This window comes from Paraburkholderia phytofirmans (assembly GCF_046028095.1).
Taxonomy (GTDB): Bacteria; Pseudomonadota; Gammaproteobacteria; order Burkholderiales; family Burkholderiaceae; genus Paraburkholderia; species Paraburkholderia phytofirmans_A.
In genome coordinates, this window is sequence record NZ_JAQQDJ010000003.1 from 114,145 (window position 1) to 139,171 (window position 25,027).

A 25,027-nucleotide genomic window follows, 5' to 3' on the forward strand; every position below is an offset into this window, starting at 1 on the left:
CAGTGAATACACTCATCGCGCGTACTATTAACCGGCTACTGACGGAGCCATGCTCAGCGCTCAGTACCCGATACGCTTTTCGACGTTGCGGAATCGCCCCATCGACCGGTAGCGATTGAACCATGCATTGGTGCGAAGCTCGCACAGGCGCGGCGAATGCTCCGCAAGCGCGAGGTCGAGCCAATGAAACATCTCGTCCGGCTGGTCGAGCCTCGCGTAAATTTCGGCGAACAGAAACGGCGACGTATAGCGCCTTTGACGCCTCGCCGTCAGATCCTGCAAATACCATTGAAGGACTTTTTGATAACCGCCGGACTCCCAGACCGTGCGAATAGTCTCTGCACGCGCGAATTCGCCGCACCGTGTTAACGCGTCAATGGTCGCGTCGACCGCTTCCTCGTATTGACCCTGCTCTTCATACGCGGTCGCCAGCAGTTGATAGACGAGCGGGGAGCGATTGCCACGTCCGGCGTGCAGGCACTCCCGAATCACTTCGTCGTATTTGCCTGCCTGTACGAGTCCGAATACGCGTGATCCTTCGAACCCGAGCGGGTCGACCTTTTCGGCGCGCTCGAACTGTGCTCTGCCTTCCGCTTCTCGCCCGAGCACCAGCAGCAGGCGTGCATACAGGCGGCTCGTTTCAGCGTGGCTTGGGTTCAGCCGCAACGCTTCGAGGAACTCCTCCTCGGCACGCCGCCAGTCCCAGTCGTAGAAATAGTGCACGCCGGCTAGCGCCTGGTGAGCTTCGGGAAGACTGGCGTCCAGTTCCAGTGCTTGCAGCGCCGCCTGCCGCGCTAGCGGATGGCCCTCCGACGGTGCACAGACCCCATGCGTCGCCGTGGCGCCTAAAACATTCGACATCCCCACATAGCCGAGCGCGTAAGTCGGGTCTTGTTCGATCGCGCGCTCGAAGTAGCCGCGCGCGCGCACGAAGTCCTCGTCGCTCAACGCGTGATGCGCGGCAAACCCCGCATCGAAGTGCACGCGGCGGGTCCAGTAGTAACGGCCTCGCAGATACGCATCGTGGGCCGTCGGATCGACCGGCAAACGTCTCGTCAGCATGTGCCGCTGCTGTTCCGCGAGCGCGGGCGATACCTCCTGGGCGAGCGCCGCGCCCACCTCTTTCTGGATATCCAGTGCGCCACGCGTCATCGGCTCATACGCACGGCTCCAGATCTGCACCTGATCGAAGCAACGGATCAATTGCGCCAGAATGCGAATCCTCACGCCGTCGCGTTTGAGCGCGCCTTCCAGGACATAGTCGATCGAGAACTCGCGCGCGATCTCCGCGATGCTCATACTGACTCGTCTGCAGTGGGCGGCAGTCGTCCTCGAAATGACAAGGATGCGCTGCGGATCGAGCATGCCGATGCTGGCGGATGTTTCGTCGGCCAGTGCATCGCAGAAGCTGTTCTGGCCGGAGTCGCCCGTCTGGTTTTCGAACGGCAGAACCAGTATTCGCGCGGCTTCCTGCGGAGCGGGCACCGATTCCTCCGGCACGGGCCGTACGTTGTTCAGTCGATAGCCTTTGCCCTTTACCGTGATGATGTGCTGCGGATTGACCGGATCGTCGTGAAGCGCGACGCGGATTTTCCGGATTGCCGTGTTGATGCAGTTATCCGTTTCCCGATACGCATTCGCACCCCACAGTGCTCTGACGATATCCGCGCGCGTGACGAGTTGCCCGTTGCGAGATGCCATCAGAATCAGCAACTCCATCGGCAGACGCTCGAGACTGACCTTCTCTCCCGCGCGGCGCAATTCGTAGCGCTGAATGTTCAGCTCGACATCCGCGATCCGGACGGATTCTGGCGTGTTCATCTGCGTTCCTGCCATCGCGAGTTCCTGCTCATGGCGACTGCGTCGGCGCGCCGTCGCTCGCGCTTCATTCCGAATGATGCCGCGAATGCAAGCGCCGAGCACAACACCATGACGAGCGCGGGTGCGGGCATCCAGTGCAGACCGGAAACGAGGAAATGCGCCGCGAGCGGCGTCAGTCCCAGCGAAGCGGACAGACCGAGATTCATAGCCGTGGCAACGCCGCTGAAGCGGACATCGATAGGGAACATCTCTGCAATCGCACACGCGAAGGTTCCGTTGGCGAACGAGCTGACGACGCCGGCCATCAGGAACAGTGCAGTGAGGCTCGCGTAATGACGAGCGGCCGCGATGAAGAAGAAGGGCGCGAAAAGCGCGGACAAGACGGTTCCCGACCTGAACACGTAGCGGCGCGGCAACAGGTCGCCAGCGTGCGCCGTCACGAGAATGCATGCGGCCACGACGATCAGATAGCACGTCTGGGCACTCGCGATCTGTTGCGTGTCGTATTGAAGCTTTTGCAGATAACTCGGCGTAAAACCGATAAAGATGCCGCCCGATGCGCCCGCCAGAAGAGACGCGGCGGCACCTGTCATCAGGGGAGCGAAATGGTTGCGAAACAGGACAGCAAGAGGCTCGCGGTGCCGCTCGCCAATGGCCTGCGCGTACTCGTCGGTCTCCGCAAGCGTGCGCCGCAAAGCAAAGCTGAACAGGCCGACCATTCCACCTAGCAGGAAGCCGAGCCGCCATCCGAACGCGTTGACCTGCCCGGGTGTGAGCGCCCATTGCATGGCAAGGTTCATGCTCGTCGCCAGAAGCAACGCGAGGTTGACCGCGACGAACACGATGCCGCACAGAAGCCCCGGCCTGCCGCGCGCGGTTTCGACGGCGTAGACGACTGCGCCTGGCAATTCACCGCCGAGGCAAAGACCCTGAATGAGCCGCAGCACCAGAAGAAGCGCCGGAGCGGCCGCGCCCCATGCCGCGTATGAAGGAAGTATTCCGATGAGAAGCGTCGAAACGGAAGCGATCATCGCCGACGATACGAAGACGAGGCGCCGGCCGTGCGTGTCGCCGAATCGCCCAAGCAGGATGCCGCCGACCGGTCGGGAAAGGTAGCCAATGGCCAGTACCGTGAACGACAACGCCTCCGCCGGCACGCCCGTTCCCGTCGGAAAGAACTCGCTGCCGATGCTTCTTGCAAAGAACCCGAAGATGACGAAGTCGAATACTTCGAGCGCTCCTCCCGTGCTGGCGACCAGAATGGTCCAGCGTTGGTGGGCCGTCATCGAGCTTTTTCGGGTTAGGGGCGAATCGTCGAGCATGGTAATCCCTGATATCGCCAGGCATAACTACCGTTTTAAGCGGACGCCGCGCCGGAGGGATGTGTTTAGCCACCACCGTGTCAATCCGACTTCGATGACGGTGCATGATCGTTCTGGCTTAAATATGATGGACGACAATTCGCTTACAAGAAAGGTCTTTAGATTCGCCTTGTGGTTCCTGATCGACGGATCGACGGATCGAAGTGCGCCGCATTCGGGACTCGGCGCTGGCGGTTCGGCCCATGCAGTTCGCGTGCGGCTGCTTACTTCATTCGTTGCCACACCACTTTCGACGCACCATATCCGAAGCTGCCGGGCGTGACGTAGGTCAGCCGGTCGCCATCGAGTGTGAACGGGCGCCGTTGAACATCGCCGTCCCAGTTCGGAAAGGTACTTTTCTGAATGTGGAAAACGATCACCTGTCCCGCCGGATCGACGGTATAGGTGCCGAAGTGCGCGAAGTTGCCCTGCACGATGCGTTCGTTCTCTTCGGAAGTACCCAATAAGCGGTTACCCGATGCGAACTTCGGCAAGTCTGCACGAACGCCGAGCAGAACATAGCGGCCATCGCTGCCGAAGATGAGTTGCCCGGACGGATGCGAACCGAGCACGTCGGCGTCGCTGCCACTTCTCGAGACGGTCAGCGAAACCAGAGACCATGAACCCACTACGCCAGGCGCCGTCTGAGCAAAAGACTTTGGGACAGCGAGACATATTGCGAGGGCCACCAGCGCGGCGGCCCTCAGGGTTTGCAAAGGCGTCATGGCGTTCTCCGGCGCGCGCGAGGGCGGAAGCATTCGCTTCGACTCCCGGCGTGCAATGCCTGGTTCGTCTTCGATCATCAGAAGACAAGCTATTAGGATAGCTTTCCCGGCCACGACTTCCAATAAACATCTGTCCTCAAGTCATTTCCGCCGCCAGCAGATCTTCGATCATGATCGGCAGCTTGCGCACGCGCACGCCGGTGGCATGATGGGTGGCATCGGTAAGCGCCGCCGCGATGCCCGCAAGCCCGATTTCCGCAATCCCGCGAGCGCCGAGTTCGTTGAATACGGTGTCCGGATGATCGAGAAAGGTCACGTCGAGTTCGGGAGTGTCCGCGTTCGTCGCGACGACGTAATCGGCCAGGTTGCTATTGATCGGTGCGCCCGTCTGTTTGTCGTACGTGGTGTGCTCGAACAGCGCCATGCCGACGCCCATCACGAGTGCGCCTTCGATCTGGTTGCGCGCGGCGCGCGGATTGACGATGCGCCCGCCATCGATCACCGTGACGATGCGGGTCGCGCGCAAGCGCGCGATCTCCGGCTGCCACGTGACTTCAGCGAAGTGCGCGCCGTACGAATAGATGGAGAAGCGTTTCTTGAGCGGATCGTCAAAGCCGCCTTTGGCGCTGCCGCTGCCCGACGCGGCGCGCATCTTCGCTGCTTCGAGAATCTGGACGAACGGCACGCCGCGCTCAGGCGCTTCGCCCTTGCGATGCACATGTCCCGCGCTGAACGCGAGCTCGTCTTCATCGGCGCCTTTGAACGGCGATCCTTCGACGGCTGCCGCACGCGACAGCAACAACTTGATGGCCGCACGCACCGCGTCGAGCACGGCGGGAATCACCGATGCCGTTGCCGCACTGCCGCCCGAAATCGGTCCCAGTGGCAACACGGAATCGCCGAGACCGACCTCGATGCGCTCGAGCGGAATGCCGGTTTCCTCGGCGACCAGTTGCGCGAGCACAGTGTACGTGCCGGTGCCGATGTCCTGCGTGCCGCACACTACACGCGCACTGCCATCCGCTCGTAGATCGACGTCCGCCGCGGCGGAAAAACGGATCCCTGGCCAGACACAAGCGGCGACGCCCCAGCCCACAGTCAGGCCGTCGCGCTGCATCGAGCCGACGCCCGGCGTGCGCTGCGACCATCCGAAGCGCTCGGCGCCAGTGCGCAAACATTCGACGAGATGCCGTGAAGAGAACGGCAAACCCGTGCTCTCGTCGACGCGGGGTTCGTTGCGCAGCCTCAACTCGACGGGATCGAGGTTCAGCACATGCGCCAATTCGTTCATCGCCGATTCGATTGCGTACAGGCCGGGCACGGCGCCTGGGCCGCGCATCGACGTCGGCGAACCAACGTTGCGGCGCGCGACGCCCGAGGTCACGCGCAGATTCGGCGTGCTATAGATGAGCGGCGTGACTTCGCCGCAGCTTTCCTGGTAGTCGTCGGCAATCGCGGTGTGGTTGACGTAGTCGTGCTGCAATGACGTGAGTTTGCCGTCGCGCTCGGCGGACACCCGCACACGCTGCTGCGTGACGGGGCGATGGCCGACGTTCTGAAACATCATCTTGCGGCTCACGACCAGCTTCACGGGACGACCCATCTGACGCGTCGCCGCCGCCGCGAGTAGCGAGTGCGGCCACATCCACAGCTTGCCGCCGAAGCCTGACCCGAGATAGCGGGAGATTACGCGGATCTTTTCCTTCGGCACGCCGAGCATCTGCGAAAGCGTGCCCAGGTGGACCGTAATCGCCTGCGTGGTCTCGTAGAACGTGTAGTTCTCACCGTCCCAGTCCGCGATCGTTGCATGCAGTTCGATCGGGTTGTGTGTCTCCGTCGGCGTCACGTAGGTTGCGTCGAGCGTCGCCGGCGCAGCGTCGAACGCACGGTCCGGGTCGCCGCGCTCGCTTTCGACCTTGGGCTTGTCGTCGGCCTCGAGTTCGTCGCGCACGTCGTGCGGCGTGACTTCGTAGCGGGCCCCGATCGCCGCCGATGCCGCGCTCGCCGCCTCGAAGGTGTCGGCAATCACAACTGCGATGTACTGGCCGTAATAGCGGATGATGTCGTCCTCGAAAGGCGGCCGCGCTTCGTCGACGTAGCCGGTCTCCATCGAGTTGCCGGAGATCCGGTAGAAGCGGCCGATATTGTCTCGATGCAGCACCGCGTGCACGCCGGGCATCGCCTCGGCGTCCGCGATATCGAGCGACACGAGCCGGCCGCTGGCAATCGTGCTGCATACCGGCACGGCGATCAGCAGATCGGGCAGATCCACGTCGGAGGTATAGGTGGCGCTGCCGCTGACCTTCAGCGGTCCGTCGACGCGCGCTTGAGGCTGTCCGATCACGGACAGCACGGAGTCGGGCAAGGTAGACATGGTGCGTTCCTCTCGATGGACGGTTCAGGGCGTCGCGGCCGTAGCCTGGGTCAGCGCATGGACGATGCAGCGGCGCGCGAGTTCGACTTTGAAGCCGTTCTGGCTTTGCGGCTTCGCATTCGCAAGCGCGGCATCCGCGGCCTTGCGAAAGGTTGCGGCATCGGGCGTTGCGCCGCGCAGCACGGCTTCCGCTTCGAGCGCGTGCCAGGGCCGCGTGCCGACGCCGCCGAGCGCGACGCGCACATGTTCGATGCGTCCACCGTCGAGCGTCACGACCACGGCCGCCGACGCCAGCGCGAACTCGTACGACGCGCGATCGCGCAGTTTCAGATAAACCGAGCGGGCGCCCGCGGGTAGAGGCGGCAGTGTCACGTGCGTGATGAGCTCGCCTGCTTCGAGCACGTTCTCACGCTCTGGCGTGGCGCCCGGCAACACGAAGAAGTCGTCGATCGCGATGCTGCGCGCGCCGTCGGTCCCTTCAACGTGTATGGTCGCGTCGAGCGCGGTCAAGGCGACGTTCATGTCCGACGGGTTGGTGGCGATGCAAGCGTCGCTGGCGCCGAGAATGGCCAGCGTGCGATTGAATCCCTGGATCGCCGGACAGCCCGAGCCCGGCTCGCGCTTGTTGCATGGCATCGCGGTGTCGCGAAAGTAGACGCAGCGCGTGCGTTGCAGCAGATTGCCGCCGGTCGTCGCCATGTTGCGCAACTGGGCCGAGGCGCCGGCGAGCAGCGCCTGCGACAGCACCGTGTACGGTGCGTGGATCAGCGGATGCAATGCGAGGTCCGCATTGCGCGCCGTCGCCCCGATCGTCACGCCGCCATCGGGCAGCGCTTCGATACTGTCTAGCGGCAGCCGGCTGATGTCGACGACTCGCGTCGGCCGCTCGACGTTCAGTTTCATGAGGTCGAGCAAGGTCGTGCCGCCGGCGAGAAAGCGCACTTGTGCACCTTGCTGGGCCGTTGCGGAAGTCGCGCCGGTCGCGATCGCGTCACGCACGCCGCTGGCGCGCGACAACTGGAAGATTTCCATGATGGCGCTCCTCAGGACTGGCCGCGTACGCGCTGGATCGCCGCGACGATGTTCTGATAGGCGCCGCAGCGGCACAGATTGCCGCTCATCGCTTCGCGCACTTCGGCGTCGTCCGGCCCGACCGCTTCACCGAGCAGCGCGACCGCGGACATGATCTGCCCCGACGTGCAGTAGCCGCACTGATAGCCGTCGCATTCCACAAAAGCGGCTTGCATCGGATGCAGCGCTTCGGGCTGACCGATTCCTTCGATGGTGGTGATTTGGTCGCCGGCGTGCGTGCCGGCGAGCGACAGGCACGCATTCACGCGCCGTCCGTTCACGTGCACCGTGCACGCGCCGCATTGGCCGTGGTCGCAACCCTTTTTGGTGCCGGTGAGGTGCAGATGCTCGCGCAGCGCATCCAGCAGCGTGGTGCGCGGATCCAGCGACAGCGTGTAGAGATTGCCGTTGACGGTCAACTCGACCGGCATGGTCGCGTTCGCGGAGGGCTGGCGGCTGGTCCGGGCGGCGTCGGAGTCGGCGCTCTGTTGCGGGGTTTTGGAGGCGGTCTGTTGCATCATGCGTTCTCCTCATGGCGAGAGAGGCCAGGATCCGGCGACAAGGGGCGCGGCCGGGTGGCGGGCTGAAGCAGGATTTGGACCCATTGGCGAACGATTCGCCGGGGTGTCGGACATTCAGTAGCGAGCGTCGCAAGACGCGTTACGCACGCCAGACGATTGTTCAGCAAATCTGATGCCCAGATGGGTCGCGCGTGAAAAATCATTTGCCGCTGACCGGCTCGACTGATCGCGAATGTCGCGATCAATCTACCGCGAATGCCAAAAAAAAGCCGGACGTGTGAACGCCCGGCCATTTTGGAGCAACAGGTATAGCTTCAGATGTTCAAGACCTCGAAACGGCAGAGCCTCCTATCGCTGACAGATGCGCGGACTTCGTGGCCCGCGTGCGGTTGAAACTAGGCCTGCAGAACCTTCAGCAGTTCCCTGGCAGTCGGACCGGATGAGGCCGGGTTCTGGCCGGTGATCAGCCGTCCGTCGACAATGGTGAGCACGGCCCAGTTCGCCACCTTTTCAAAGTGCCCGCCCAGACGCTTGAGTTCATCCTCGACGAGGAAGGGCATGACCTTGGTGAGGCCCACGGCTTCTTCTTCATCATTGGTAAAACTGGTGACGCGCTTTCCCTTGACGAGAGGCTGCCCCTGGTAGGTCGCCTTGAGCAGAACACAAGGGCCGTGACAGACGGCGGCGACCGGCTTGCCCGCGTTGTAGAAATCCTCGATCAAGGCGATCGAGTGTTTGTCATTGGTCAGATCCCACATCGGGCCATGACCGCCGGCGTAGAAGATCGTGTCGTAGTCGGCCGCCTTGACGTCGGCAAGCTTGACGCTGTTGGCCAGCACCTTCTGGGTCGCGGGGTCCTTCTTGAAGCGCAGCATCGTGTCGGTCTGATTGTCGGGATCGTCGCTTCTCGGATCGATCGGTGGATGGCCGCCTTTGGGCGAGGCCACGGTGACCTGCGCATCGGCATCCGTGAACGCATAGTAGGGCGCGGTGAATTCTTCGAGCCAGAAGCCGGTCGGCTTGCCGGTATCGCCGAGCACGTTGTGCGAAGTCAAAACCAACAGGATTTTCATTGCAGTCTCCGTTCATTGAGGCCAGTGCTTAAGCGCGGCTTCGCCGCAGGGAATGCTGGAGGTCGAAGTCGTTCCTCGGAGCAGATGTTCGTGGTCTTCGCCATGCCGCGGAATTGGCGCGCGCGAGCCTGGAGGCTGGGGTCCGTCCAGGCGCGATGACAGGCGCGCTGTCACCGCGGCCTCCTATTGCGACGCATGTGATGACCGCTTGTATTTTGGTCCGGCTCTCGAGTCGCGCCATCACACCAAGGTATCGCCTGACCATGCGATGGTATGCGCGGCGCTTTGCTGATCGACCTGTGACGCCGTGGCGCAATGCCGGTAGCGCTGCTGTTTTCACGCTGGCATCAATGCGAAAGATTATGTCGTTACGTGCCGTGTTTTCGCGTTGCGTTTTCACATATCGTGTTTCCACATACCCGACGCAGTAAACGGGGAACCGGTGGTCAACGTCTCTCAGGAGCCAGCCATGAGCAACATTTCAATGCGGAGCGAACGCACAGTTCAGACCGCAGACGTCAGCGCGTTCGACATGAAGCTCGAGATCGTCGTGATCCCTGTTTCCGACGTCGATCGCGCCAAGCGCTTTTATAGCGAGTTGGGTTGGCGGCTCGATCTCGACTTCAAGGCAGGCGACGGCTACCGCGTGATCCAGTTCACGCCACCCGGTTCAGGATGCTCGGTCATGTTCGGCAAGAACATAACCGCGGCCGCGCCCGGCTCGGCCCAGGCGCTTCATCTGGTCGTCTCCGACATCGTGGCGGCGCGCAACGAACTGCTCCGTCGCGGCATCGAGATCAGCGAGCCATTCCACGACACGGGCGGCGTGTTCCACCACGCCGACGCGACATGCGTGGTTAGCGGCTTGAATCCGCAACGACAAAGTTATGCCTCGTACGCTTCGTTCAGCGATCCGGACGGCAACGGTTGGCTATTGCAGGAGGTAACGATGAGGTTGTCCGGAGACATCGAAGCGGGCGACACCCGCTTCACCAATGAGGTCGTCAAGGCGATTCACGCTACGACGGCGGGATAGCTATCGCGGCGCTGAAATCGAAGATGCAATAAGATTCGACTATGCGCCGATGTTGCGTATCGAAGTCCGCTACGCTCGCGGGGGAACGTCGTGCGCATCTTCACTTCACCTCACTTCAGGAGCGTAAGTTATGGCGACATATATCGTCTTCACCAAGGAAAGCACGCAGGATCAGGCTGAACTCGACATCTATCAAAGCAAGGTGGGCGAGACCTTCAAGGGTCATCCCGTCACGGTTCTCGCTGCCTACGGACCTCAGCAGGTTCTTGAAGGCGACGCGCCAGAGGGTGTGGTGATCGTTCAGTTTCCGTCAACAGCAGCCGCGCGTGCGTGGTACGACAGCCCGGCGTATCAGGAAGTCGCACAGCACCGGTTCAAGGGCGCGCGTTACCGCGCGGTTCTCGTCGAAGGCGTGTGACGAAAGGCGGCAACGATCGGCGCGCGGAGAGCTTCCTTAGTCTTTACTCTGGTTCGATTCAATCTGCTGCCGAAGCCGCTCTTCGTGTTCCTGAAGCTCAGGCGTAAATGCCTCGCCAAAATCCGCGGCTTCGAAGAACGGGCGAATTTCGATTTCCGAGTCGCTTGCCATTGGGTTCGGGCAGCGGCGTACCCATTCGATCGCTTCGTCCATTGATTGCACTTGCCAGATCCAGTAGCCCGCGATCAATTCTTTGGTTTCCGCAAACGGACCGTCGACGACGGTTCGATCCTTGCCGGAAAACTTCACGCGCACGCCCTTCGAGCTCGGTTTAAGTCCGTCGCCGCCGAGCATGATGCCGGCCTTGACCAGCTCCTCGTTATATCGGCCCATCGCCTCGATAAGTTCCGTGCCGGGCATTTGACCGGCTTCGGATTCGGCGGTCGCCTTGACCATGACCATGACGCGCATTGGGATTCTCCTGTCCAAAGTTGAGGCTCAGATTATGTGGAAGACATTCGGTGCCTTCAACAACACGACGAACGAGTGCGCGCGAAATCGACAGTTCGCTTCGAGGGTTTCTTGTTTTAGCGCAGAGCGGGCGATACGTGCTTCTCAGCGCTCAACCACCTTGAACACCCGATTCTTGTCGAGCGTGGCTGGATCGAGCGCCTTTCCGGCGTCGTCCGCGGGCACCGCGGGGCTGGCATCTTCCAATGCGCGGCCAGTGTAGCGGCCCCGTGGCCGAATGACCTTGCCCACCCGGAGCTGCTCGATGCAATGCGCCATCAAACCCACGCTGCGGGCCGTTGCGAACAGCGCGAACGACGCATCACGTGGCAACGCCAACTGCGCCGCCAATGCGGCAAGCGCAATGTCGATATTCGGCTTGAAGCCGGTCAGTTCAACCACCTTGTTGATGAACGACGTGAGTTCTCGAGGCGGATCGAGCGCGTCGAGTAGTGCGGCCGCTCGCGCATCGCCGTCTGGATAGATGTGATGCCCGAATCCGGGAATGGGCGTGGCCGACTGCAAATGATGGACGACGACGTGCTCCGCACCGAGTCTTGCGACGTCGTCGAACACGGCCCTCACGCGGCCTGACGCGTCGCCATGCAGCGGGCCGGAGAGCGTCGCGAGCCCGGTGAGCAGGCATCCCGGCAGGGATGCGCCGGTGGAGGCGGTAATTCTGGCGGCGAACGCCGAACTCGTCGTCTCGTGGTCGGCCACGAGAACCATGGCGCGGCGGATGAGTTCGGCGCCTTCGCGGCCCTGGCCCCAACCGAGTGCGAGCCGTTCATGCGTCGTTTGTGCATTCCCATCACAGCGCGCGCCGAACGCTTGCGCGATGAGTGCCACGAGGCGGCCAGCCTCGACATGGAGTGCGCTGTCGGTGCGACCGAGCGTCGAGTGCCCGCAAGCCGCGAGCGCCGCCAGCGATGTGAACGCGCATTGCCGGCCGCGCTCGTCGCCCTGCAGCGGCAGGTCACCGGGTTCGAATGAGACGGGCCCGCGCGCATTCCAGAGAATGGCCGCCACGTCTTCGAGCGTCGCCGTGTCCGACAGCCGGATGCTGTCCCGTCCGCGGTAATACGGCCGACCCTTTGAGAAGGTGGTAATGCCGCTGTAGATGCAGGGCTCGGTGCCGAATATGGTCCCGGCGGCAAGCGCCTCGCGCTTGCGTCCAACCTGTTTTTTGCGGCACAGGCCAGCCACGTCTTCCGCACGATATAGGCTCTTGCGCGGGTCATTCGGATCCGGCATGACCGCGATGTTGCCGCGGCTGACGTACGCATAGATAGTCTGCGCTTGCACGCCGAGTTGTCGAGCCGCTTCAGTCAGCGTGATCCAGTTTCGCATGGGATGGCAGGCAAGGTGATGCGGCGGAACGGGCAGCAAAGCCGTTGCGATGCGGATCGCGCCGTGTATGCGACGCTACCGGTCGAGCGTCAATATTGACTTCTTTTCAGGTAAAAGTCATCTCGGCGGGTCGGCGCTCCAGGATCTCGACGAGAATGTCCCCCGGCGATCGCACGAAGCAGGCTCTCACGCCGGGGCGGACCTGCTTGATGGGCTCGACGATTTCCGCGTCGCAGCGCGACAGATGCTCGAACGCGGCATCGAGATCGTCCACGACCACGCCGAAATGATCGATGCCCTGTTTCCGTTCACCATCGGCGCGGCTGGTTTGCGCGCTCGCCAGCGCCGTAATGAAAAGGTTGATGCTGCCGATGCGCAAATCCACTCGCCCCGGACGACGCACGATCTCCGCGTTCAGACAACGCGCAAACCATGCGGCGGTTGCCTCGGCGTCGGCCGAGCACAGTTGCAGATGGTCCCACTTGAATTCGATCATACGATTTCACCGGATAGTCAAAAGCGTCACAGTTCGATGCGGGAAAGTTTCCCTAGCAACACGGAGTACGAGAACGCGCCGAGCAGGCAGATCGCGCCCATAAGATTGAGAGCCCAGTAGAAGTGGCCGGTGTGGTGAGTGATATAGCCGATCATGAGCGGCGTCGTCACGCCTGCAATATTGGCCGCGAGACTGGTGATGCTGCTGGTCAGTCCCACGTATTGGCGCGGCGCGATTTCGGAAACCGCGGCCCACGACATCGACCCGACACCTTGCGCGAAGAACGCGATCGTCAGGATGGCGATCACCGCCTCGTTCGACTCGACGAAATTGACGAGCACGATCGATGCTCCCAGCAGCGTGCCGATGATGAGCGGCGTCTTGCGTGCCGTGGAAATCGACACCCCGCGCCGGATGAAAAAGTCCGAGAGGGAGCCCGCGAGGAGAATGCCGGCCGTCGCGCCGATAAAAGGAAGTGCCTGGAAGATCCCGACCTTGATCATCGACATGTGACGCGCTTCGATCAGATAGGTCATGAACCACGTGGTGAAGAAGACAAGCAGCGTGTTGTTGCAGAACTTGCCGATGCAGATGGCGAGAATCTGCCGGTAACCGAGCAGCTTGAGCGCCATGCGCCAGTCGAACCTCTCGCGGGGCTTGCGCGCAGCCGTCGAGCCGTCGTTGATGTATTGAAGTTCGGCGGCATTCACGCTCGCGTGCTGATGCGGATCGCGATAAACCCGGTACCAGAGAAGACTGAACAGAATACCGACGCCGCCCGTGACGTAGAAGACCGTGCGCCAGCCATACGCGGCGGAAATCCACAGCAACAGGCCGGTGAACAACGGCGTGCCGATGTATTGCCCCATGACATAGACGCTGGTCGCGAAGCCGCGCTCGCGGGCGGGAAACCACAACGTCACGGCGCGCGCGTTCGAAGGGAAAGCCGGCGCCTCCAGCGCGCCGATGGCGAGCCGCGAGCCGAGCAGCATGTGATAGCCGGTCGCGAGACCTTGCGTCAGCGTGGCGAACGACCAGCCGACGAGGGACAGCGCATAAGCGACACGCGAGCCGAGAATGTCGGTCAGTATGCCGCCGGGCACCAGCCCGATGGAGTAGGCGAGGCCGAATGCAGCGAACAACTCGCCCATCTGCATCTTGTCCAGCGCGAGGCCTTTCGAGAGTCCCGGCGCGACGATGCCGAGCGCCGACCTGTCCACGTAATTGAGAATGGTTGCCGCGAGCAGCATCGAGAGCACGACGTATCGCACTCTGGAGCGCTTCGTGGTGTCCGCGTAAGCCGGGTTTCGCGCCGACAAGGTTTGTTCCTCTACGACTTTCATCGGTGTCTCCAGTACATTGGCCGGTTGTTCTTTTTATATTCGGCGTGGGGCGATTTATCCGCGGCCGACGAACGGCATCGCGCTCGCCATGATGGTCATGTTGAGCACATTGGCTTCGAGCGGAAGACTGGCCATATGCACGACGGCATTCGCGACGTGCGTCACATCCATTCTTGCTTCAGGCGCCATGCGTCCGTCCGCTTGCAGTACGCCGCGGTTCATGCGTTCCGTGAGCGGTGTGGCCGCATTGCCGATATCGATCTGGCCACAGGCGATGTTGAACGCACGCCCGTCCAGCGCGATCGAGCGGGTGATGCCGGTGACGGCATGTTTGGTCGCCGTGTAGGCGATGGTGTGCGGCCTTGGCGAGTGAGCGGAGATCGATCCGTTGTTGATGATCCGTCCGCCTTGAGGAGACTGTGCTTTCATCAAACGATAAGCGGACCGGGCGCACAGAAAGACGCCGGTCAGATTGGTGGCCACGACATCGTTCCAGAAATCGGCATCGTAGTCTTCCAGCGGCACAGCGCCCGCGTTGCGGCCTGCGTTATTGAAGAGCACGTCGAGCCGGCCGAATGCCTCGGCAATGCGCGCAAACGCCTGCTCGACCGATGCCGCATCGGCAACGTCGGCCTGGAACACATGCGCTTCTCCACCGGCCATGCCGATGGTTTCCTTCGTTTCCAGCAGCGGCTCGGCTCTGCGCCCGATCAGCGCAACGGCGAATCCCGCATTGGCGAGCGCCACGGCGGCGGCGCGGCCTATGCCGGAGCCGGCGCCGGTCACAGCTGCAAATTTCTTCGATGCAGGCATTTCACTTCCTCTCGACAGTTCGGTTGAACACGGGAAGCAGAGTTGCATTCGCGCTATCCGTCGAGCAATCTTGATTCATTGAATCAACATCTGGGCGCTTTGCCGATGGGGCGCGCACCAGGGTTTTCCTGATGCGCGCGTTGCCGGCAGCGGGCGGGTTCGGAGATGGAAGACAACGAATCGCAACGTGCATGGTGCGCCGGGAACGAATAAAGGGGTGAATCGTTTTCGATAGTTGATTCATCCAATCAACATTGACGGTCTCGTCTGCGGTTTCGTAGTCTCTCGACGTCTGCTTACCCCAAGGAAAAACCATGTCGGAAAATAACCGCACCAGGCTGTTGATTGCGCGAAAGGTGCCCACAGCCGTGGCGAATCGCGCCGAGGCCGAATTCCATGCCTTCGTGACCGAGTCCGATATGGACGCGTGGTCCGTCGTCGACTTCTGCAAAAAGCACGCAACGCCGGCCGTATTGATCGGGAAGAAGTCAGGTTTGCAGGCGGAGCACATTGCCGCGCTGCCCTCGACAGTGAAGATCATCGCGAACGCGAGCGCAGGTTTCGATCACATGGATGTGGCGGCCGCCCGCGAGAGGGGAATCGTCGTCACGAACGCACCCGATGCGTTGACCGAATGCACGGCTGATTTTTCGCTGCTGCTCGTTCTGGCGGCTTGCCGGCGCGCGTCGGAATACGAGCGGATCATGCGCAACGGCTGGGGCAAATCATTCGGGATGACCGAGATGCTGGGTACGCGCGTGAATGGCAAGACGCTCGGCATTGTCGGATTCGGGCGTATCGGACGCGCGGTTGCAAAGCGTGCGCAGGGCTTCGGCATGCGGGTGATCTATACGGACATCAACCGTGCGGCTGCGTCGCTGGAAAATGGCGCAACGTATCACAGCAGTCTCGACGAAATGTTGCCGCACTGCGAGGTGCTGACGCTGCACGTGCCGGGCGGAGGCGCCCCACTGATGACGAAAAAAGAATTTTCGCTCCTGCCGACGGGCGCGGTTTTTGTCAACGCGGCGCGTGGTGCACTGGTGGACGAAGACGCGCTCTACGAAGCGCTGACCTCAGGGCATCTGTTCGGCGCAGGTCTGGACGTGTACCGGAACGAGCCCAATGTCGATAAGCGGTTCGCCGGACTCGACAACGTGTTCCTGACGCCTCACATGGCCAGCGCCACGATGGAGACTCGCGATCAGATGGGTTTTACGGCGCTGGACAATGTTGCCGCTGTGCTGGATGAGCGGCCTGCCTTGAATCCGGTTTGACGTTTGCTTTTCCAAACAGATCATAAGCGTGGTTAGCCGCCAGCTCATGCTTTGTTTGATGCGCTTACGCCCACCGCAATGGAGCGCGGTGGGCGTAAGCGCCAGAGCGAAAATACTAGCCGTCCGTCTGGTACGGCTTACTTGCTGATGTTATTCAGTGCTCGCTCGGTCTGATGGCAGGGTCGCCTTCCACCACGTCATGGGTCGCTGCCCAGTACGGCTGGCGATCGTAGTAGTTATACGTCGACTCTCCCCACTTCGCGTCCGCCATCGTCGGCCAGTGGTCCTTGTCGAAACCTGGGTCGTCCTTGAGACGCTGTGCGGTAATGTCGACAAAGAAGCATTTCTCGTCCGTGTCGAGCGTCAACGCACTCCATGGGATGGCGTGCAAGGTGGAACCCATTCCGAGGAAGCCTCCCTCGGAAAGTACCGCGTAGGCGATACGTCCGTTCCTGACGTCCAGCATGATGTCCGAAATTTTCCCGACGTGTTCGCCGTCAGAGGACATGACCTTGTTCCCGTCGAGCGTTGCCGCGGCCATGATGTCCGGTCCCGGTCCTTCGCCCATACCACCGCCGACGATTTCCGCTCCGCGGCGGGTGTCACCTTGCGGGTTGATTGAGCCCATGATTTACCTCCTTTAAAAAAAGGTAAACCGGTAGCGCGCAAGCGGTGTTCCTGAGTGGGACAGGTTGGTCTCAGGTTTTTGAGTCGACCCAGATACGTCCCCAGACAGTGGCGTATTGCATTGCCTGTTCGTGGTCGTAGAACAGATCCAGCGAGGCGAATGCTTGCGGCGGCCGACCTGGTTGTTCGATGACGAGGTCGGCGGAATGCAAGCCATCGCCGGTCGGCGTCGTACTTGCGCGCAGACCATACCCGCGATGAAAGCTGATTCTTGTGGCCGGTGTGTTCGGCAGGATTTGCATTTGAATTTTTTGGGGTGGCGACACCCCGCTCTCTCAGTGGCGCGATTGTCCCGTCAATATGTGAAGGTTCGATGACGAGAATTCGATTGCCGCTGGAAGCAATTTGTACGACAAAACGCCGGTCGATTTAAGCGGAGGCGCTACGTAGGGCAGCCGAGTTGCGTGGCCAGGTCGTTCATATCCGCTGCTGCAAAATCCCAACTCTGTTCGGCCTGCATGTCGGTTTGCTGGCCGGGTCCGTGTTCGACCGGGCGCACGATAAATGCCGTCTTCAAGCCACATCGACGTGCCGCTGCGAGGTCGCTGTTATGGGCCGCGACCATGCAAACCTCCGCGGGGTTCAGACCCAGGATTTCGACAGTGTCGACGTAGACTTGCGGCGACGGCTTGTATGCCCGAACGACTTCCGCTCCGAGGATTGCATCCCACGGAAGCGCGGCGCGTTTCGCCATATCGATCATCAGCCTGATGTTTCCGTTCGATAACGGGGCAATCATGAAGCGGCGCTTGAGTCTCAGCAGTCCTTCGACTGAATCGGGCCAGGGGTCGAGGCGGTGCCAGGCGTAATTCAGTTCATCCAGTTCTGCCGTGGAAATTGAACTGTTGTCGACACCATAGTCGGCGAGGACCTTGACGAGGTTTTCCCTGTGCAAAACGTCAAGACGGACAAACTGCCGCCGTCCGCTCCGTATCTCCTCCATTGCGGGCGCATATTGCCGTCGCCACGCGTCTGCAAACTCGAATAAGTCGATCGGCACGGCATGGCGGCTGAGAAATTGACCGACTTCGCGAGCGACACCACTTCTCCAATCGACAACCGTCCCGAAGACGTCGAACAGAAGGGCCTTGATTTCCGGGCTATTCGGCATGTGAGAACCTGTGCAGGCGGTGCGGAAAGACAAGTCTAACCGGATAAGTGCCTGAACCCGAGACGCATGGGCAACGCGTTTTCTGGAGTAAGCTGACTGTATTAAAGGCGCGGCATGCCGCGCCGTATCAGACCGTGGAGCACGTTATGAAAACGCTGGACGCACTGTCGCGCATGGGCCGCGCCGTTGCGTTGGTGGTCCTGTCCGCCGCTTTGTCCGGTTGCTACTACTACGTGCCCTATGGCTACGTTCCGTACGGCGCTGTGCCAGCGACGGCCGCGCCGCAGCAATATTATTTCTCGACAGCCGACACAGCGGGAACCGATGCCGTTGTGTCAGATGCGACTGTGTCGACGAACACCTATATCGCACCTGCCGTGCCCGTCTTCGTTGCGCCTGCGTATTACCCGGTCGCGTATCCCTACTACGGCTCGCCCGCGTGGTGGGGACCCTCGGTGTCACTGAGTTTCGGCTATTGGGGCGGCTGCTGTTATGGAGGCGGCCGATATGGCTATTGGGGTCGCCACGGCTATTGGGGGCACGGATATCCAGGCGGTTGGGGCGGTCATGGCGGCTGGGGTGGTCACGGATACCCAGGGCACGGTATGGGTGGCGGCCACTACTATGGCGGTGGCGGAGGCCACGGGCGTTCGCATTGAACGCCCGGAGCGATACACCTCGTCAGCTCAAGACGCCCGAACTGTCGCGAGGCGCGTGCCCGCGAACGGGTCTCGACTCCAGTCGATGGCAGAACGTTGACGGCTAGCCGGTGCCGCCGGTTTGTCGATCGCAAAGTGCGCCAGTGATTGCCCGGCGCTCGTGGCTTGCTTTAGCCACTGCGGCATATCGCCCTTGCCATCCCAGGTGTCGCCGAAAGCACTGCGATATCGCGCCGACTTTTGGCGCGCCCGGTCTTCGGCGATCGCCGCCTTGAGGTCCGCCACCTTGATGCCGACCGTGGTCATCTTGCGGCGCAGATAGGCAATCATGCTCAGGCGTTTTTGCTCGTCCATGTCGGTTTCCCCTTCGAAGTTCCGGCCTCGTAGCGGTCTCGTGTCGTCTTGCGTTGCCGACACGTCCCGTCACCACACAATTCGGATGTGGGAAGTATCGTGTCGAGAAAAACCGGCGTCGATGTGCGATTTCTGAAAACACTGTTGCAGCCAGAGTGGCAAAACCGTCGCGACCCTCGATGGCAGATCCCGTCGCAACCCGCCACGAAAAGACCGCATCCGCGTTGTATGGAGGCAGCGGGTTTAAACATTCGCTTTCGTTTCGACTTTCTGCGCCCTATAACGTATCTGCAGGGGCGACTATTACGTGTCGATGGGTCCATGAAATCCATTGACATTGCCTGCTCGCACGCCATCTCGCGTCCATCGACCTTCGCCTGGCGCACTGCGCTTCGCTTCTTCCCAATTGCCTGAAACTTTGGCCCCGGGCGATTGGCCCGCGGATTCGAAGACAGCTTCGCATCCGCACATCCTGCATGGATTTCAATCGCGCGACACGCGAATTACGAATCATGTGGATGGAAAACTCAACCTAGCTTAAGGAGCCGACATGAAATTACGATTGATGGTTGCTTCTGCTTTCGGGTTGTTTGTCATGGTCGGGTTTGCGTATGCGCAAAGCACGCCCGATGCTGCACAACCCGCCCCCCAGCAAAGCGCCGCGACTCAGGCTGATTCTTCGCCCAGTACGGGGATGGAGGCCTACGGCGGCACGCCTGATACCCGGATGCAAAGCGGCGCGCGACATGCCAGGCCGTGCAGGGTGGACCCGCAATGCAACGTTTTTTTCGGGGGCAGCTAAAACCAGCTGACCGCGCGCGAGTCTGCAGCCTATGGTCCTGTCTGCTCGCGTTGGGAAAGGGACCTGCACGCCTGGTCGGGCTGGCCGTGTCCCCTTTCATCCATTGAGATCCGCGCGTGCCCTGATAGGGAAGGTGTTTGCGAAGCGTCCGCTGACTTCAGGAGCGAGCGGAAGGCGCTTTGCACTCAGAGTTGGAGCGCTCGGGAATCTTGATCTAGAGGTGCTGGCCACCGCCAGCAAGTGTCAGGACTTCGACCGCGGTTCGGGCCAAGGCCAACCTCTTTTCTCGTCGCGCGCATTCGCTTCCGCGGCCGCTCCGACCTTAGCCGGTGCCTCGACCGGACTCACCTCATTGGAGACATCGTGCGACGGTTCAGCCAGAGCGTCCTTGCTACGAATCGAAAGTCCGGTGCCGAACCACTTCACTTTCTTCTGGACGTAGCCGATATACGCGTTCCAGCCGTCGGGATTTCCGTCAAACAGATTCTGCTGAACGGTTGACGCGAGTGTGTCCCGGTTGAGATCCGCCTCGAGCAACTCACTTGGCCACGAGAAAAATGAACGGGCGACGCGTGCGCTGAATTCGGTCACCGTCATTGTCGGCGGCAGGGCGCCAAGGAACGCGAAGTCCTGCAATGAAGCATGTTTCTGCACAAGATGCGCCACCGAGGCGCCCGGTTCGTTCGCGTCGTTTAAACAGTTCAACGCGGCGAGAATGTCGCCAAGATGAAGCAGCAGTTCTCGTCGATCAAATCGATCGTCCATCGCAGAGTGTCCGGTCATTTCGTCCTTGCTAGAAGTGCGCTGTCTCGTGGTTCTGTTCTGAAGCGACCCTACAGAGCATTAGTCGCTTCTCGATACGTCCGGTTCAGGAAAAAGAAATGCGAACCGAAGTTCGCATTGGTAAACGCAAAAAGTCTAAGAATGACGCAGGTCTTACTGAACGACGGACACGCTCGACACGAACTGCTTGGCAGCCTTGTTAGCCGATTCATAGGTCGCATTCGCGGCCGAGAGAACCGAGTTCCACGCAGCAACAGCAGATTCGTTTCCTGCCGGCGCGTTCTTCTGAAGGCTCTCGACGAAACCTTGTGCGTCCCGTTGGAACTGCTGGCCTTGCGCTGTCGCTGCGGCGGTGATTTCGCTCTGAACGCCGGACACGATTTCATGAACCTGGCGGCCGTATGCCACTACCTTTTCCGCCGCAGGCTGGGAAAGGCTTGCTTGCAGGGCGAACAGCGCGCCCGGGTTGCCGGCTGAGACGGCTTTGGCGACGATTTCCTGGTTTTCGGCCAGAACTGCTTTGCCAACTTGCAAATTCAACGCGACCAGCTGTTCGAAACCTTCAAATGCTTTGTTCGTCAGGCCGAAAAGCGCCTCGAGGCTGGACTGTTGGGCGGCAACCAATTGTTGGGGAATAAGAGTGCTCATCACTGCTCCGTAAGGGTAAGGCGGCAAGAGTGCGAGGGGCTCTGAGTGAAAACAAAACCGCGCGCCAAGAGGGGCAACGTAAATTGCTGCGCTGCAACAAAACCCATTGTACGGGGGAATATGGGGATGTCAATCGGTTTCGCCGTCTGGTCGATGAATACTTCGCGACTGCAAGGTCAACGCTCCGGTGTCGACGTGGCACTTCGAATACCAGGAGGGCATCGCCGGAAATTCTCGCGAAGGTCGAGCGCATCAGGACGCTCGCGCAACGCCACCGCGTCAGCGTCAAGGCGGCATTGCAGCTTTCGCTGGCCGACCCTGCCGTAGCCGCAGTGATTCCCGGCGCCAGCAAACTTGAGTATGGAAGCACCTTTTCCGGCTAGTGACTACCTGGCCACTATCAGCGCGCAGGAAGTCGCTGGGACCGCTTCGTCACTCGTGACATGGTCCGGAAGTTTTTCGCCGGTCGGCGTTAGCGAGGAAGAGATCGTCGAGCTCTTTCACGGCATCTACGAGGAAGGGTTGATGGCGTTGAAGGAATCGCTTCGGTCAGGCGAGATAAAAAGCCCACGGTAATCACGGCAACTTTTGAACGGCCGCTGCTCACACGACGTATGAGTCGCATGCTGCGATTGTGATGAAGGTCGGATCGCTACGACGGCTGTGCATCATCAGCCGTCGTAGCGAGTACAGTACGAGCTTATAAATGCGTCGAAGGTGTCTGCTGATACCAGTACGCGCATTGATGCGCGGTGTACGCATCGAAGTTGCCGTTCAGCGCGTCGCCAAAGCTGAACACTTGCCGTTGGGCCGACGAATATTGCTGCCATTGCCGGGCATTCGCTACGCCCGGATTGCCGGTTCTCGCGAAATTGGCAATGGAGGTCGACATCGTCGGCCGCGCGGTGGTTGCATGAGCGCTTTACAACGGCTTAGCAGGCGTTGAACCAGCGATTTTTTTACGCCAACTTGACGCCAGTCTTGATACTCTTAAAACACGCGACTGAAAACGGCGAGCGATATGACGCACCCACTGGCGGGCCTGCGGGCGCTTCTCGCATCGGGTAAAAATCCTGCCCCTCGACACTCACGCCCCGCGCCTGGCCGCAATGTGATGATGCACGTCACCCTCGACGCGCAACACGCCACCCCGTTACGTCAAGCTCTGATCCGCGATTGCGCGGGTCAGCCGTGGACCATTCGGCTCGCACAGTTGCCTGGAACGGACCGCATGCGTCTTTCGCTCTATTTGCCCAGGGACGCAGTGAGCGGTGCAATCCAACGAGTAGCGCATCTGGCTCCGACCGCCGAACTCGGGCAACTGTTCGAAGTCCCCGACACGCCCACTGACGCCTGGCGGGATCTGATCAACCCGGCGTCTCAAGGTGCCGATCCGGCCGCTCAACCGGACGAAATGGCAGGCGCAAAGGCCAGTATCGCGCAACTCCTATCTCGGGATCATGTCCTGCTGGGTCTCGACGTGACTAATCGTGACTCACTTTTCGTGCAACTCGGCCAGGTATGCGAACAACGCTTCGCGCTGCCGGCTTCGACCGTGACCGCGGGGCTTCTCGCGCGCGAAGCGCTAGGCTCAACCGGGCTGGGTCAAGGGGTTGCCGTGCCACACAGTCAGATCAAGGGGCTGCGGCGTGCCATGGCGTTGTATGTTCGTCCCGCGACACCCATTCCCTTTGATGCGCCAGACGGAAACCTCGTAGCCGATATGGTCGTGCTTCTGGTTCCGGAATGGGCCAACACGACGCACCTGCATTTGCTGGCTGACGTCGCGCAACGCTTTTGCGACCATCACTTTCGCGAGCAACTCCACGCCTGTGCCGACGCACAGGCGGTGTGCAAGTTGTTTGCTGACTACGACACGCCGTAGGCCGCATTGGACGGGCGAGAAAGCCCCGCAAGGCTTTGCGTTCCAGCGATCTTCGTGGCCTTCGTTGTCCCTGCACCGCCAGGTATGTTCATGACTCGCTTGAGCTTGTTACGGGCCAATATCTGAAGGCTCATCTTCTCGTACAGCCTAACGGTCTTCCCATCGAACCTGTCGTGCTGGTCCGGTCTGCGGTTTCGAGCGCGTGGGGAGAGCGTTGAACGCTTGCCCAATCTCCTGCTTACGTTTTTCTATCCTGGCTGCCGTGTACGTTCCGTCGCAGCCAGTCGACTTGCGCCCTTGAATTGTTGATAATCGCTGCTCCCGAGCGGGAGCAGCCGCTGGCTACACTACGGTTTCCAGATTGTGGCGTGGCAAACGTTGAATGACCCAAGCCGCACTCACGAATCGCCCAGGAACACCCTCCAGCCACGAAAGGAAAGGAGAGAACTTATGCCGAGCCTTGAGCGACTACGACCAGCTACGCTTATCGACTCTGTCTGGCGTATTGCGCTTCGCCTCGGATTCCAGTTGGCTCGCGCATGGTGGCACGTTCGGCGGCCCCACCATGAGGGCGCGCTCGTCGCAATCTACGTCGGGCAGGCGCTGTTGCTCGTGAAGTCATCGTATCGGGCCGAGTGGAATTTTCCCGGCGGTAGTGTCCACCCCGGTGAGTCGCCTGATGCGGCAGCGCGGCGCGAAATGGAGGAGGAGATTGGCCTGTCGCCTGGCGCATTGCTCCCCGCGGGCAGCACTTGCGGCATTTGGGACGGGCGCAGAGACCGGGTGCATTTCTTTGAACTGCACCTCGATTGCATGCCCGAGCTGCGGCTTGATAATCGTGAGATTGTCGCCGCGCGTCTGGCATCGCCGGAGGAATTGCACGGCATCGCGCTGACAAAGGCGGTTACTGCGTATCTCGGCAGAGATGTCGGCCGTTAGTTGGCCTTTCCTTTCTGGATTTCTCTGCAGTTCCTGGTGACGGGAAAGCAGCCGACGCAGTCCAGCCGTGCATGACTATTTTGCGTGGGTGGTGTGATCTTCGAACGCGGAGACGATGCCGGCAATCATCGCTGTGATGCGCGCGGTATGCCGAAGGTCTTGATGCGTGAGGAGCCAGATTTCGTAGACCGCCCCACGCGCGGGTTCCGGCCATATCTGCACGAGGCCGTCGTGTTCCGCCAGATGGATCGGAAGCTCACCGATGCCGATGCCGGCCCTAACCGCGGTCCGCAGCATGAGGCTGGAATTGAAGGTCGATACGATGCGCCCCGCGTGTGTCGGTTCGCCAGCAAGAGTCGGTGATCGATTACCGGTCCAGTTTCCCTGATAGACGACAAGATCGTGGCCCGCGAATGCTGAGCCAGCGACGGGCTTGCCGTGTTGCTCGAGATAAGCATTCGACGCAAAGAGCGCCATCGGCCAGCGAGCCAGGCGCCGCGCGACGAGATCGGGATTGTCCGGCCTGACCGACCGGACCGCGATATCCGCTTCACGCTTTGCCAGATTCAGCATGCGCGTCGAGGTGTCGAGCAGAACGCGCACATCGGGATGCGCAGCATGCAGGCGTTCGATGGCGGGAAGCAGGAATTCGAGCGCGAGCGAGTCGGTGCTGGTGACTCTGACGTCCCCCGCAAGCCGTGTATCCGCGCCTTGGGTTCGTCTGACGAGTTCGTGCGCGGAGTGTTCCATTTTCTCCGCTGATTTCAGCGCGACCTCGCCTGCGGCGGTCAATGCGTAACCTTCGGAAGTGCGCAGGAAGAGCGTTGCGCGCAGGGCGTGCTCCAATGCCGCAATCCGCCTGCCAATTGTGGCCTGATCGAGATTGAGCGTTCTGGCCGCGCCACGGAGCGTTTTCTCGCGCTCCACCGCGAGAAACACTCGCGCGTCGTCCCAATTCATCGCGCTGCTC

Annotated in this window: 28 protein-coding genes and 1 pseudogene; 9 read left to right on the top strand and 20 right to left on the bottom strand. The window is 61.1% G+C overall.

Features of this window, described 5'->3' with window-relative positions; genetic code table 11:
- Nucleotides 1-60: 60 nt before the first annotated feature.
- From PQR54_RS09375 to PQR54_RS09405, 7 genes are all read right to left on the bottom strand, one after another.
- Nucleotides 61-1,821, bottom strand: a complete 1,761-nt coding sequence (locus PQR54_RS09375; RefSeq protein WP_408245116.1) for a winged helix-turn-helix domain-containing protein — start codon at nt 1,819-1,821, stop codon at nt 61-63.
- Nucleotides 1,818-3,107, bottom strand: a complete 1,290-nt coding sequence (locus tag PQR54_RS09380; protein WP_408245117.1) for an MFS transporter — start codon at nt 3,105-3,107, stop codon at nt 1,818-1,820. The genes PQR54_RS09375 and PQR54_RS09380 overlap by 4 nt, the downstream gene beginning before the upstream one ends.
- Before the next feature lie 299 nt (nt 3,108-3,406).
- On the bottom strand, nt 3,407-4,021 hold the full coding sequence (locus PQR54_RS09385; protein ID WP_408246031.1) for a lipocalin-like domain-containing protein: 615 nt from the start codon (nt 4,019-4,021) through the stop codon (nt 3,407-3,409).
- A 22-nt stretch (nt 4,022-4,043) separates the two neighbouring features.
- The gene (locus PQR54_RS09390; protein WP_408245118.1) at nt 4,044-6,281 is read right to left on the bottom strand and encodes a xanthine dehydrogenase family protein molybdopterin-binding subunit; all 2,238 of its coding nucleotides are present in this window, start codon (nt 6,279-6,281) and stop codon (nt 4,044-4,046) included.
- A gap of 24 nt (nt 6,282-6,305) precedes the next feature.
- Nucleotides 6,306-7,313, bottom strand: a complete 1,008-nt coding sequence (locus PQR54_RS09395) for an FAD binding domain-containing protein (RefSeq protein ID WP_408245119.1) — start codon at nt 7,311-7,313, stop codon at nt 6,306-6,308.
- An 11-nt stretch (nt 7,314-7,324) separates the two neighbouring features.
- Nucleotides 7,325-7,873 carry a (2Fe-2S)-binding protein gene (locus PQR54_RS09400; protein ID WP_408245120.1) on the bottom strand — a complete coding sequence of 183 codons (549 nt, stop codon included), beginning with the start codon at nt 7,871-7,873 and terminating at the stop codon, nt 7,325-7,327.
- A 395-nt stretch (nt 7,874-8,268) separates the two neighbouring features.
- The gene (locus PQR54_RS09405; RefSeq protein WP_408245121.1) at nt 8,269-8,946 is read right to left on the bottom strand and encodes a type 1 glutamine amidotransferase domain-containing protein; all 678 of its coding nucleotides are present in this window, start codon (nt 8,944-8,946) and stop codon (nt 8,269-8,271) included.
- 469 nt (nt 8,947-9,415) lie between these two features.
- On the opposite strand from PQR54_RS09405, the gene PQR54_RS09410 reads away from it, so the two are divergent.
- Together PQR54_RS09410 and PQR54_RS09415 are read left to right on the top strand one after the other, a co-directional pair.
- Nucleotides 9,416-9,982, top strand: a complete 567-nt coding sequence (locus tag PQR54_RS09410; RefSeq protein ID WP_408245122.1) for a VOC family protein — start codon at nt 9,416-9,418, stop codon at nt 9,980-9,982.
- Between the two features lie 130 nt (nt 9,983-10,112).
- Nucleotides 10,113-10,400 (top strand): DUF1330 domain-containing protein, encoded by a 288-nt coding sequence (locus PQR54_RS09415; protein WP_134460204.1) that lies wholly within the window; start codon nt 10,113-10,115, stop codon nt 10,398-10,400.
- A 36-nt stretch (nt 10,401-10,436) separates the two neighbouring features.
- Here PQR54_RS09415 and PQR54_RS09420 read toward each other — a convergent pair whose 3' ends face one another.
- The 5 genes from PQR54_RS09420 to PQR54_RS09440 all read right to left on the bottom strand — a co-directional run bounded on the left by PQR54_RS09420 (nt 10,437) and on the right by PQR54_RS09440 (nt 14,912).
- Nucleotides 10,437-10,871: a YciI family protein gene (locus PQR54_RS09420; RefSeq protein ID WP_408245123.1), complete on the bottom strand. Its 435-nt coding sequence runs from the start codon at nt 10,869-10,871 to the stop codon at nt 10,437-10,439.
- 144 nt (nt 10,872-11,015) lie between these two features.
- Nucleotides 11,016-12,260, bottom strand: a complete 1,245-nt coding sequence (locus PQR54_RS09425) for a citrate synthase (RefSeq protein ID WP_408245124.1) — start codon at nt 12,258-12,260, stop codon at nt 11,016-11,018.
- Between the two features lie 106 nt (nt 12,261-12,366).
- Entirely contained in the window at nt 12,367-12,756 is a 390-nt protein-coding gene (locus PQR54_RS09430) for a VOC family protein (RefSeq protein WP_408245125.1), read from the bottom strand.
- A 26-nt stretch (nt 12,757-12,782) separates the two neighbouring features.
- Nucleotides 12,783-14,099, bottom strand: a complete 1,317-nt coding sequence (locus tag PQR54_RS09435) for an MFS transporter (protein WP_408245126.1) — start codon at nt 14,097-14,099, stop codon at nt 12,783-12,785.
- 54 nt (nt 14,100-14,153) lie between these two features.
- Nucleotides 14,154-14,912: an SDR family oxidoreductase gene (locus PQR54_RS09440; RefSeq protein ID WP_408245127.1), complete on the bottom strand. Its 759-nt coding sequence runs from the start codon at nt 14,910-14,912 to the stop codon at nt 14,154-14,156.
- Nucleotides 14,913-15,226: 314 nt separating this feature from the next.
- On the opposite strand from PQR54_RS09440, the gene PQR54_RS09445 reads away from it, so the two are divergent.
- On the top strand, nt 15,227-16,189 hold the full coding sequence (locus tag PQR54_RS09445; protein ID WP_408245128.1) for a 2-hydroxyacid dehydrogenase: 963 nt from the start codon (nt 15,227-15,229) through the stop codon (nt 16,187-16,189).
- 154 nt (nt 16,190-16,343) lie between these two features.
- Here PQR54_RS09445 and PQR54_RS09450 read toward each other — a convergent pair whose 3' ends face one another.
- The 3 genes from PQR54_RS09450 to PQR54_RS09460 form a co-directional block, all read right to left on the bottom strand.
- A complete protein-coding gene (locus tag PQR54_RS09450; RefSeq protein WP_408245129.1) occupies nt 16,344-16,817 on the bottom strand; it encodes a PRC-barrel domain-containing protein in 474 nt (157 codons plus the stop codon).
- Nucleotides 16,818-16,887: 70 nt separating this feature from the next.
- Nucleotides 16,888-17,118, bottom strand: a complete 231-nt coding sequence (locus PQR54_RS09455) for a hypothetical protein (protein WP_408245130.1) — start codon at nt 17,116-17,118, stop codon at nt 16,888-16,890.
- Between the two features lie 140 nt (nt 17,119-17,258).
- Nucleotides 17,259-17,987, bottom strand: a complete 729-nt coding sequence (locus PQR54_RS09460; RefSeq protein ID WP_408245131.1) for a haloacid dehalogenase type II — start codon at nt 17,985-17,987, stop codon at nt 17,259-17,261.
- Nucleotides 17,988-18,133: 146 nt separating this feature from the next.
- Between PQR54_RS09460 and PQR54_RS09465 the strand changes: the two genes are divergently transcribed.
- Nucleotides 18,134-18,646, top strand: coding sequence for a hypothetical protein (locus PQR54_RS09465; RefSeq protein WP_408245132.1), 513 nt, complete (start codon nt 18,134-18,136; stop codon nt 18,644-18,646).
- Nucleotides 18,647-18,673: 27 nt separating this feature from the next.
- Here the strand turns inward: PQR54_RS09465 and PQR54_RS09470 are convergent, their stop codons facing one another.
- Nucleotides 18,674-19,000: an H-NS family nucleoid-associated regulatory protein gene (locus tag PQR54_RS09470; RefSeq protein WP_408245133.1), complete on the bottom strand. Its 327-nt coding sequence runs from the start codon at nt 18,998-19,000 to the stop codon at nt 18,674-18,676.
- Nucleotides 19,001-19,550: 550 nt separating this feature from the next.
- Between PQR54_RS09470 and PQR54_RS09475 the strand changes: the two genes are divergently transcribed.
- Complete coding sequence (locus PQR54_RS09475) at nt 19,551-19,802, top strand: hypothetical protein (RefSeq protein ID WP_408245134.1); 252 nt, start codon at nt 19,551-19,553, stop codon at nt 19,800-19,802.
- Between the two features lie 243 nt (nt 19,803-20,045).
- On the opposite strand, the gene PQR54_RS09480 is transcribed toward PQR54_RS09475, so the two are convergent.
- Both PQR54_RS09480 and phaP read right to left on the bottom strand, forming a co-directional pair.
- Nucleotides 20,046-20,567, bottom strand: a complete 522-nt coding sequence (locus PQR54_RS09480) for a hypothetical protein (RefSeq protein ID WP_408245135.1) — start codon at nt 20,565-20,567, stop codon at nt 20,046-20,048.
- Between the two features lie 171 nt (nt 20,568-20,738).
- Nucleotides 20,739-21,233, bottom strand: coding sequence for a TIGR01841 family phasin (gene phaP / locus PQR54_RS09485; protein ID WP_408245136.1), 495 nt, complete (start codon nt 21,231-21,233; stop codon nt 20,739-20,741).
- Between the two features lie 199 nt (nt 21,234-21,432).
- On the opposite strand from phaP, the pseudogene PQR54_RS09490 reads away from it, so the two are divergent.
- Both PQR54_RS09490 and PQR54_RS09495 read left to right on the top strand, forming a co-directional pair.
- Nucleotides 21,433-21,592: pseudogene (locus tag PQR54_RS09490) on the top strand (aldo/keto reductase); the annotation flags it as partial.
- 1 nt (nt 21,593) lies between these two features.
- Nucleotides 21,594-21,809, top strand: a complete 216-nt coding sequence (locus PQR54_RS09495) for an SRPBCC family protein (RefSeq protein WP_408245137.1) — start codon at nt 21,594-21,596, stop codon at nt 21,807-21,809.
- A gap of 124 nt (nt 21,810-21,933) precedes the next feature.
- Here the strand turns inward: PQR54_RS09495 and PQR54_RS09500 are convergent, their stop codons facing one another.
- Complete coding sequence (locus PQR54_RS09500; RefSeq protein ID WP_408245138.1) at nt 21,934-22,125, bottom strand: hypothetical protein; 192 nt, start codon at nt 22,123-22,125, stop codon at nt 21,934-21,936.
- Between the two features lie 129 nt (nt 22,126-22,254).
- Here PQR54_RS09500 and PQR54_RS09505 point away from each other — a divergent pair, with 129 nt between their 5' ends.
- Both PQR54_RS09505 and PQR54_RS09510 read left to right on the top strand, forming a co-directional pair.
- A complete protein-coding gene (locus PQR54_RS09505) occupies nt 22,255-23,118 on the top strand; it encodes a PTS sugar transporter subunit IIA (RefSeq protein ID WP_408245139.1) in 864 nt (287 codons plus the stop codon).
- 450 nt (nt 23,119-23,568) lie between these two features.
- Entirely contained in the window at nt 23,569-24,057 is a 489-nt protein-coding gene (locus PQR54_RS09510) for an NUDIX domain-containing protein (protein ID WP_408245140.1), read from the top strand.
- 75 nt (nt 24,058-24,132) lie between these two features.
- On the opposite strand, the gene PQR54_RS09515 is transcribed toward PQR54_RS09510, so the two are convergent.
- Entirely contained in the window at nt 24,133-25,017 is an 885-nt protein-coding gene (locus tag PQR54_RS09515) for a LysR family transcriptional regulator (protein ID WP_408245141.1), read from the bottom strand.
- Nucleotides 25,018-25,027 lie beyond the last annotated feature (10 nt).

Coding starts and splice junctions, on each gene's coding strand:
- PQR54_RS09505 (WP_408245139.1), top strand. CDS start 22,255: ATGACGCACCCACTGGCGGGCCTGCGGGCGCTTCTCGCATCGGGTAAA.
- PQR54_RS09445 (WP_408245128.1), top strand. CDS start 15,227: ATGTCGGAAAATAACCGCACCAGGCTGTTGATTGCGCGAAAGGTGCCC.
- PQR54_RS09480 (WP_408245135.1), bottom strand. CDS start 20,567: ATGGACGATCGATTTGATCGACGAGAACTGCTGCTTCATCTTGGCGAC.
- PQR54_RS09500 (WP_408245138.1), bottom strand. CDS start 22,125: ATGTCGACCTCCATTGCCAATTTCGCGAGAACCGGCAATCCGGGCGTA.
- PQR54_RS09455 (WP_408245130.1), bottom strand. CDS start 17,118: ATGCAAATCCTGCCGAACACACCGGCCACAAGAATCAGCTTTCATCGC.
- PQR54_RS09400 (WP_408245120.1), bottom strand. CDS start 7,873: ATGATGCAACAGACCGCCTCCAAAACCCCGCAACAGAGCGCCGACTCC.
- PQR54_RS09420 (WP_408245123.1), bottom strand. CDS start 10,871: ATGCGCGTCATGGTCATGGTCAAGGCGACCGCCGAATCCGAAGCCGGT.
- PQR54_RS09380 (WP_408245117.1), bottom strand. CDS start 3,107: ATGACGGCCCACCAACGCTGGACCATTCTGGTCGCCAGCACGGGAGGA.
- PQR54_RS09510 (WP_408245140.1), top strand. CDS start 23,569: ATGCCGAGCCTTGAGCGACTACGACCAGCTACGCTTATCGACTCTGTC.
- PQR54_RS09425 (WP_408245124.1), bottom strand. CDS start 12,260: ATGCGAAACTGGATCACGCTGACTGAAGCGGCTCGACAACTCGGCGTG.
- PQR54_RS09450 (WP_408245129.1), bottom strand. CDS start 16,817: ATGGGCTCAATCAACCCGCAAGGTGACACCCGCCGCGGAGCGGAAATC.
- PQR54_RS09375 (WP_408245116.1), bottom strand. CDS start 1,821: ATGAACACGCCAGAATCCGTCCGGATCGCGGATGTCGAGCTGAACATT.
- PQR54_RS09395 (WP_408245119.1), bottom strand. CDS start 7,313: ATGGAAATCTTCCAGTTGTCGCGCGCCAGCGGCGTGCGTGACGCGATC.
- phaP (WP_408245136.1), bottom strand. CDS start 21,233: ATGAGCACTCTTATTCCCCAACAATTGGTTGCCGCCCAACAGTCCAGC.
- PQR54_RS09390 (WP_408245118.1), bottom strand. CDS start 6,281: ATGTCTACCTTGCCCGACTCCGTGCTGTCCGTGATCGGACAGCCTCAA.
- PQR54_RS09470 (WP_408245133.1), bottom strand. CDS start 19,000: ATGGACGAGCAAAAACGCCTGAGCATGATTGCCTATCTGCGCCGCAAG.
- PQR54_RS09430 (WP_408245125.1), bottom strand. CDS start 12,756: ATGATCGAATTCAAGTGGGACCATCTGCAACTGTGCTCGGCCGACGCC.
- PQR54_RS09405 (WP_408245121.1), bottom strand. CDS start 8,946: ATGAAAATCCTGTTGGTTTTGACTTCGCACAACGTGCTCGGCGATACC.
- PQR54_RS09465 (WP_408245132.1), top strand. CDS start 18,134: ATGAAAACGCTGGACGCACTGTCGCGCATGGGCCGCGCCGTTGCGTTG.
- PQR54_RS09460 (WP_408245131.1), bottom strand. CDS start 17,987: ATGCCGAATAGCCCGGAAATCAAGGCCCTTCTGTTCGACGTCTTCGGG.
- PQR54_RS09415 (WP_134460204.1), top strand. CDS start 10,113: ATGGCGACATATATCGTCTTCACCAAGGAAAGCACGCAGGATCAGGCT.
- PQR54_RS09475 (WP_408245134.1), top strand. CDS start 19,551: ATGAAATTACGATTGATGGTTGCTTCTGCTTTCGGGTTGTTTGTCATG.
- PQR54_RS09495 (WP_408245137.1), top strand. CDS start 21,594: ATGGAAGCACCTTTTCCGGCTAGTGACTACCTGGCCACTATCAGCGCG.
- PQR54_RS09410 (WP_408245122.1), top strand. CDS start 9,416: ATGAGCAACATTTCAATGCGGAGCGAACGCACAGTTCAGACCGCAGAC.
- PQR54_RS09435 (WP_408245126.1), bottom strand. CDS start 14,099: ATGAAAGTCGTAGAGGAACAAACCTTGTCGGCGCGAAACCCGGCTTAC.
- PQR54_RS09515 (WP_408245141.1), bottom strand. CDS start 25,017: ATGAATTGGGACGACGCGCGAGTGTTTCTCGCGGTGGAGCGCGAGAAA.
- PQR54_RS09440 (WP_408245127.1), bottom strand. CDS start 14,912: ATGCCTGCATCGAAGAAATTTGCAGCTGTGACCGGCGCCGGCTCCGGC.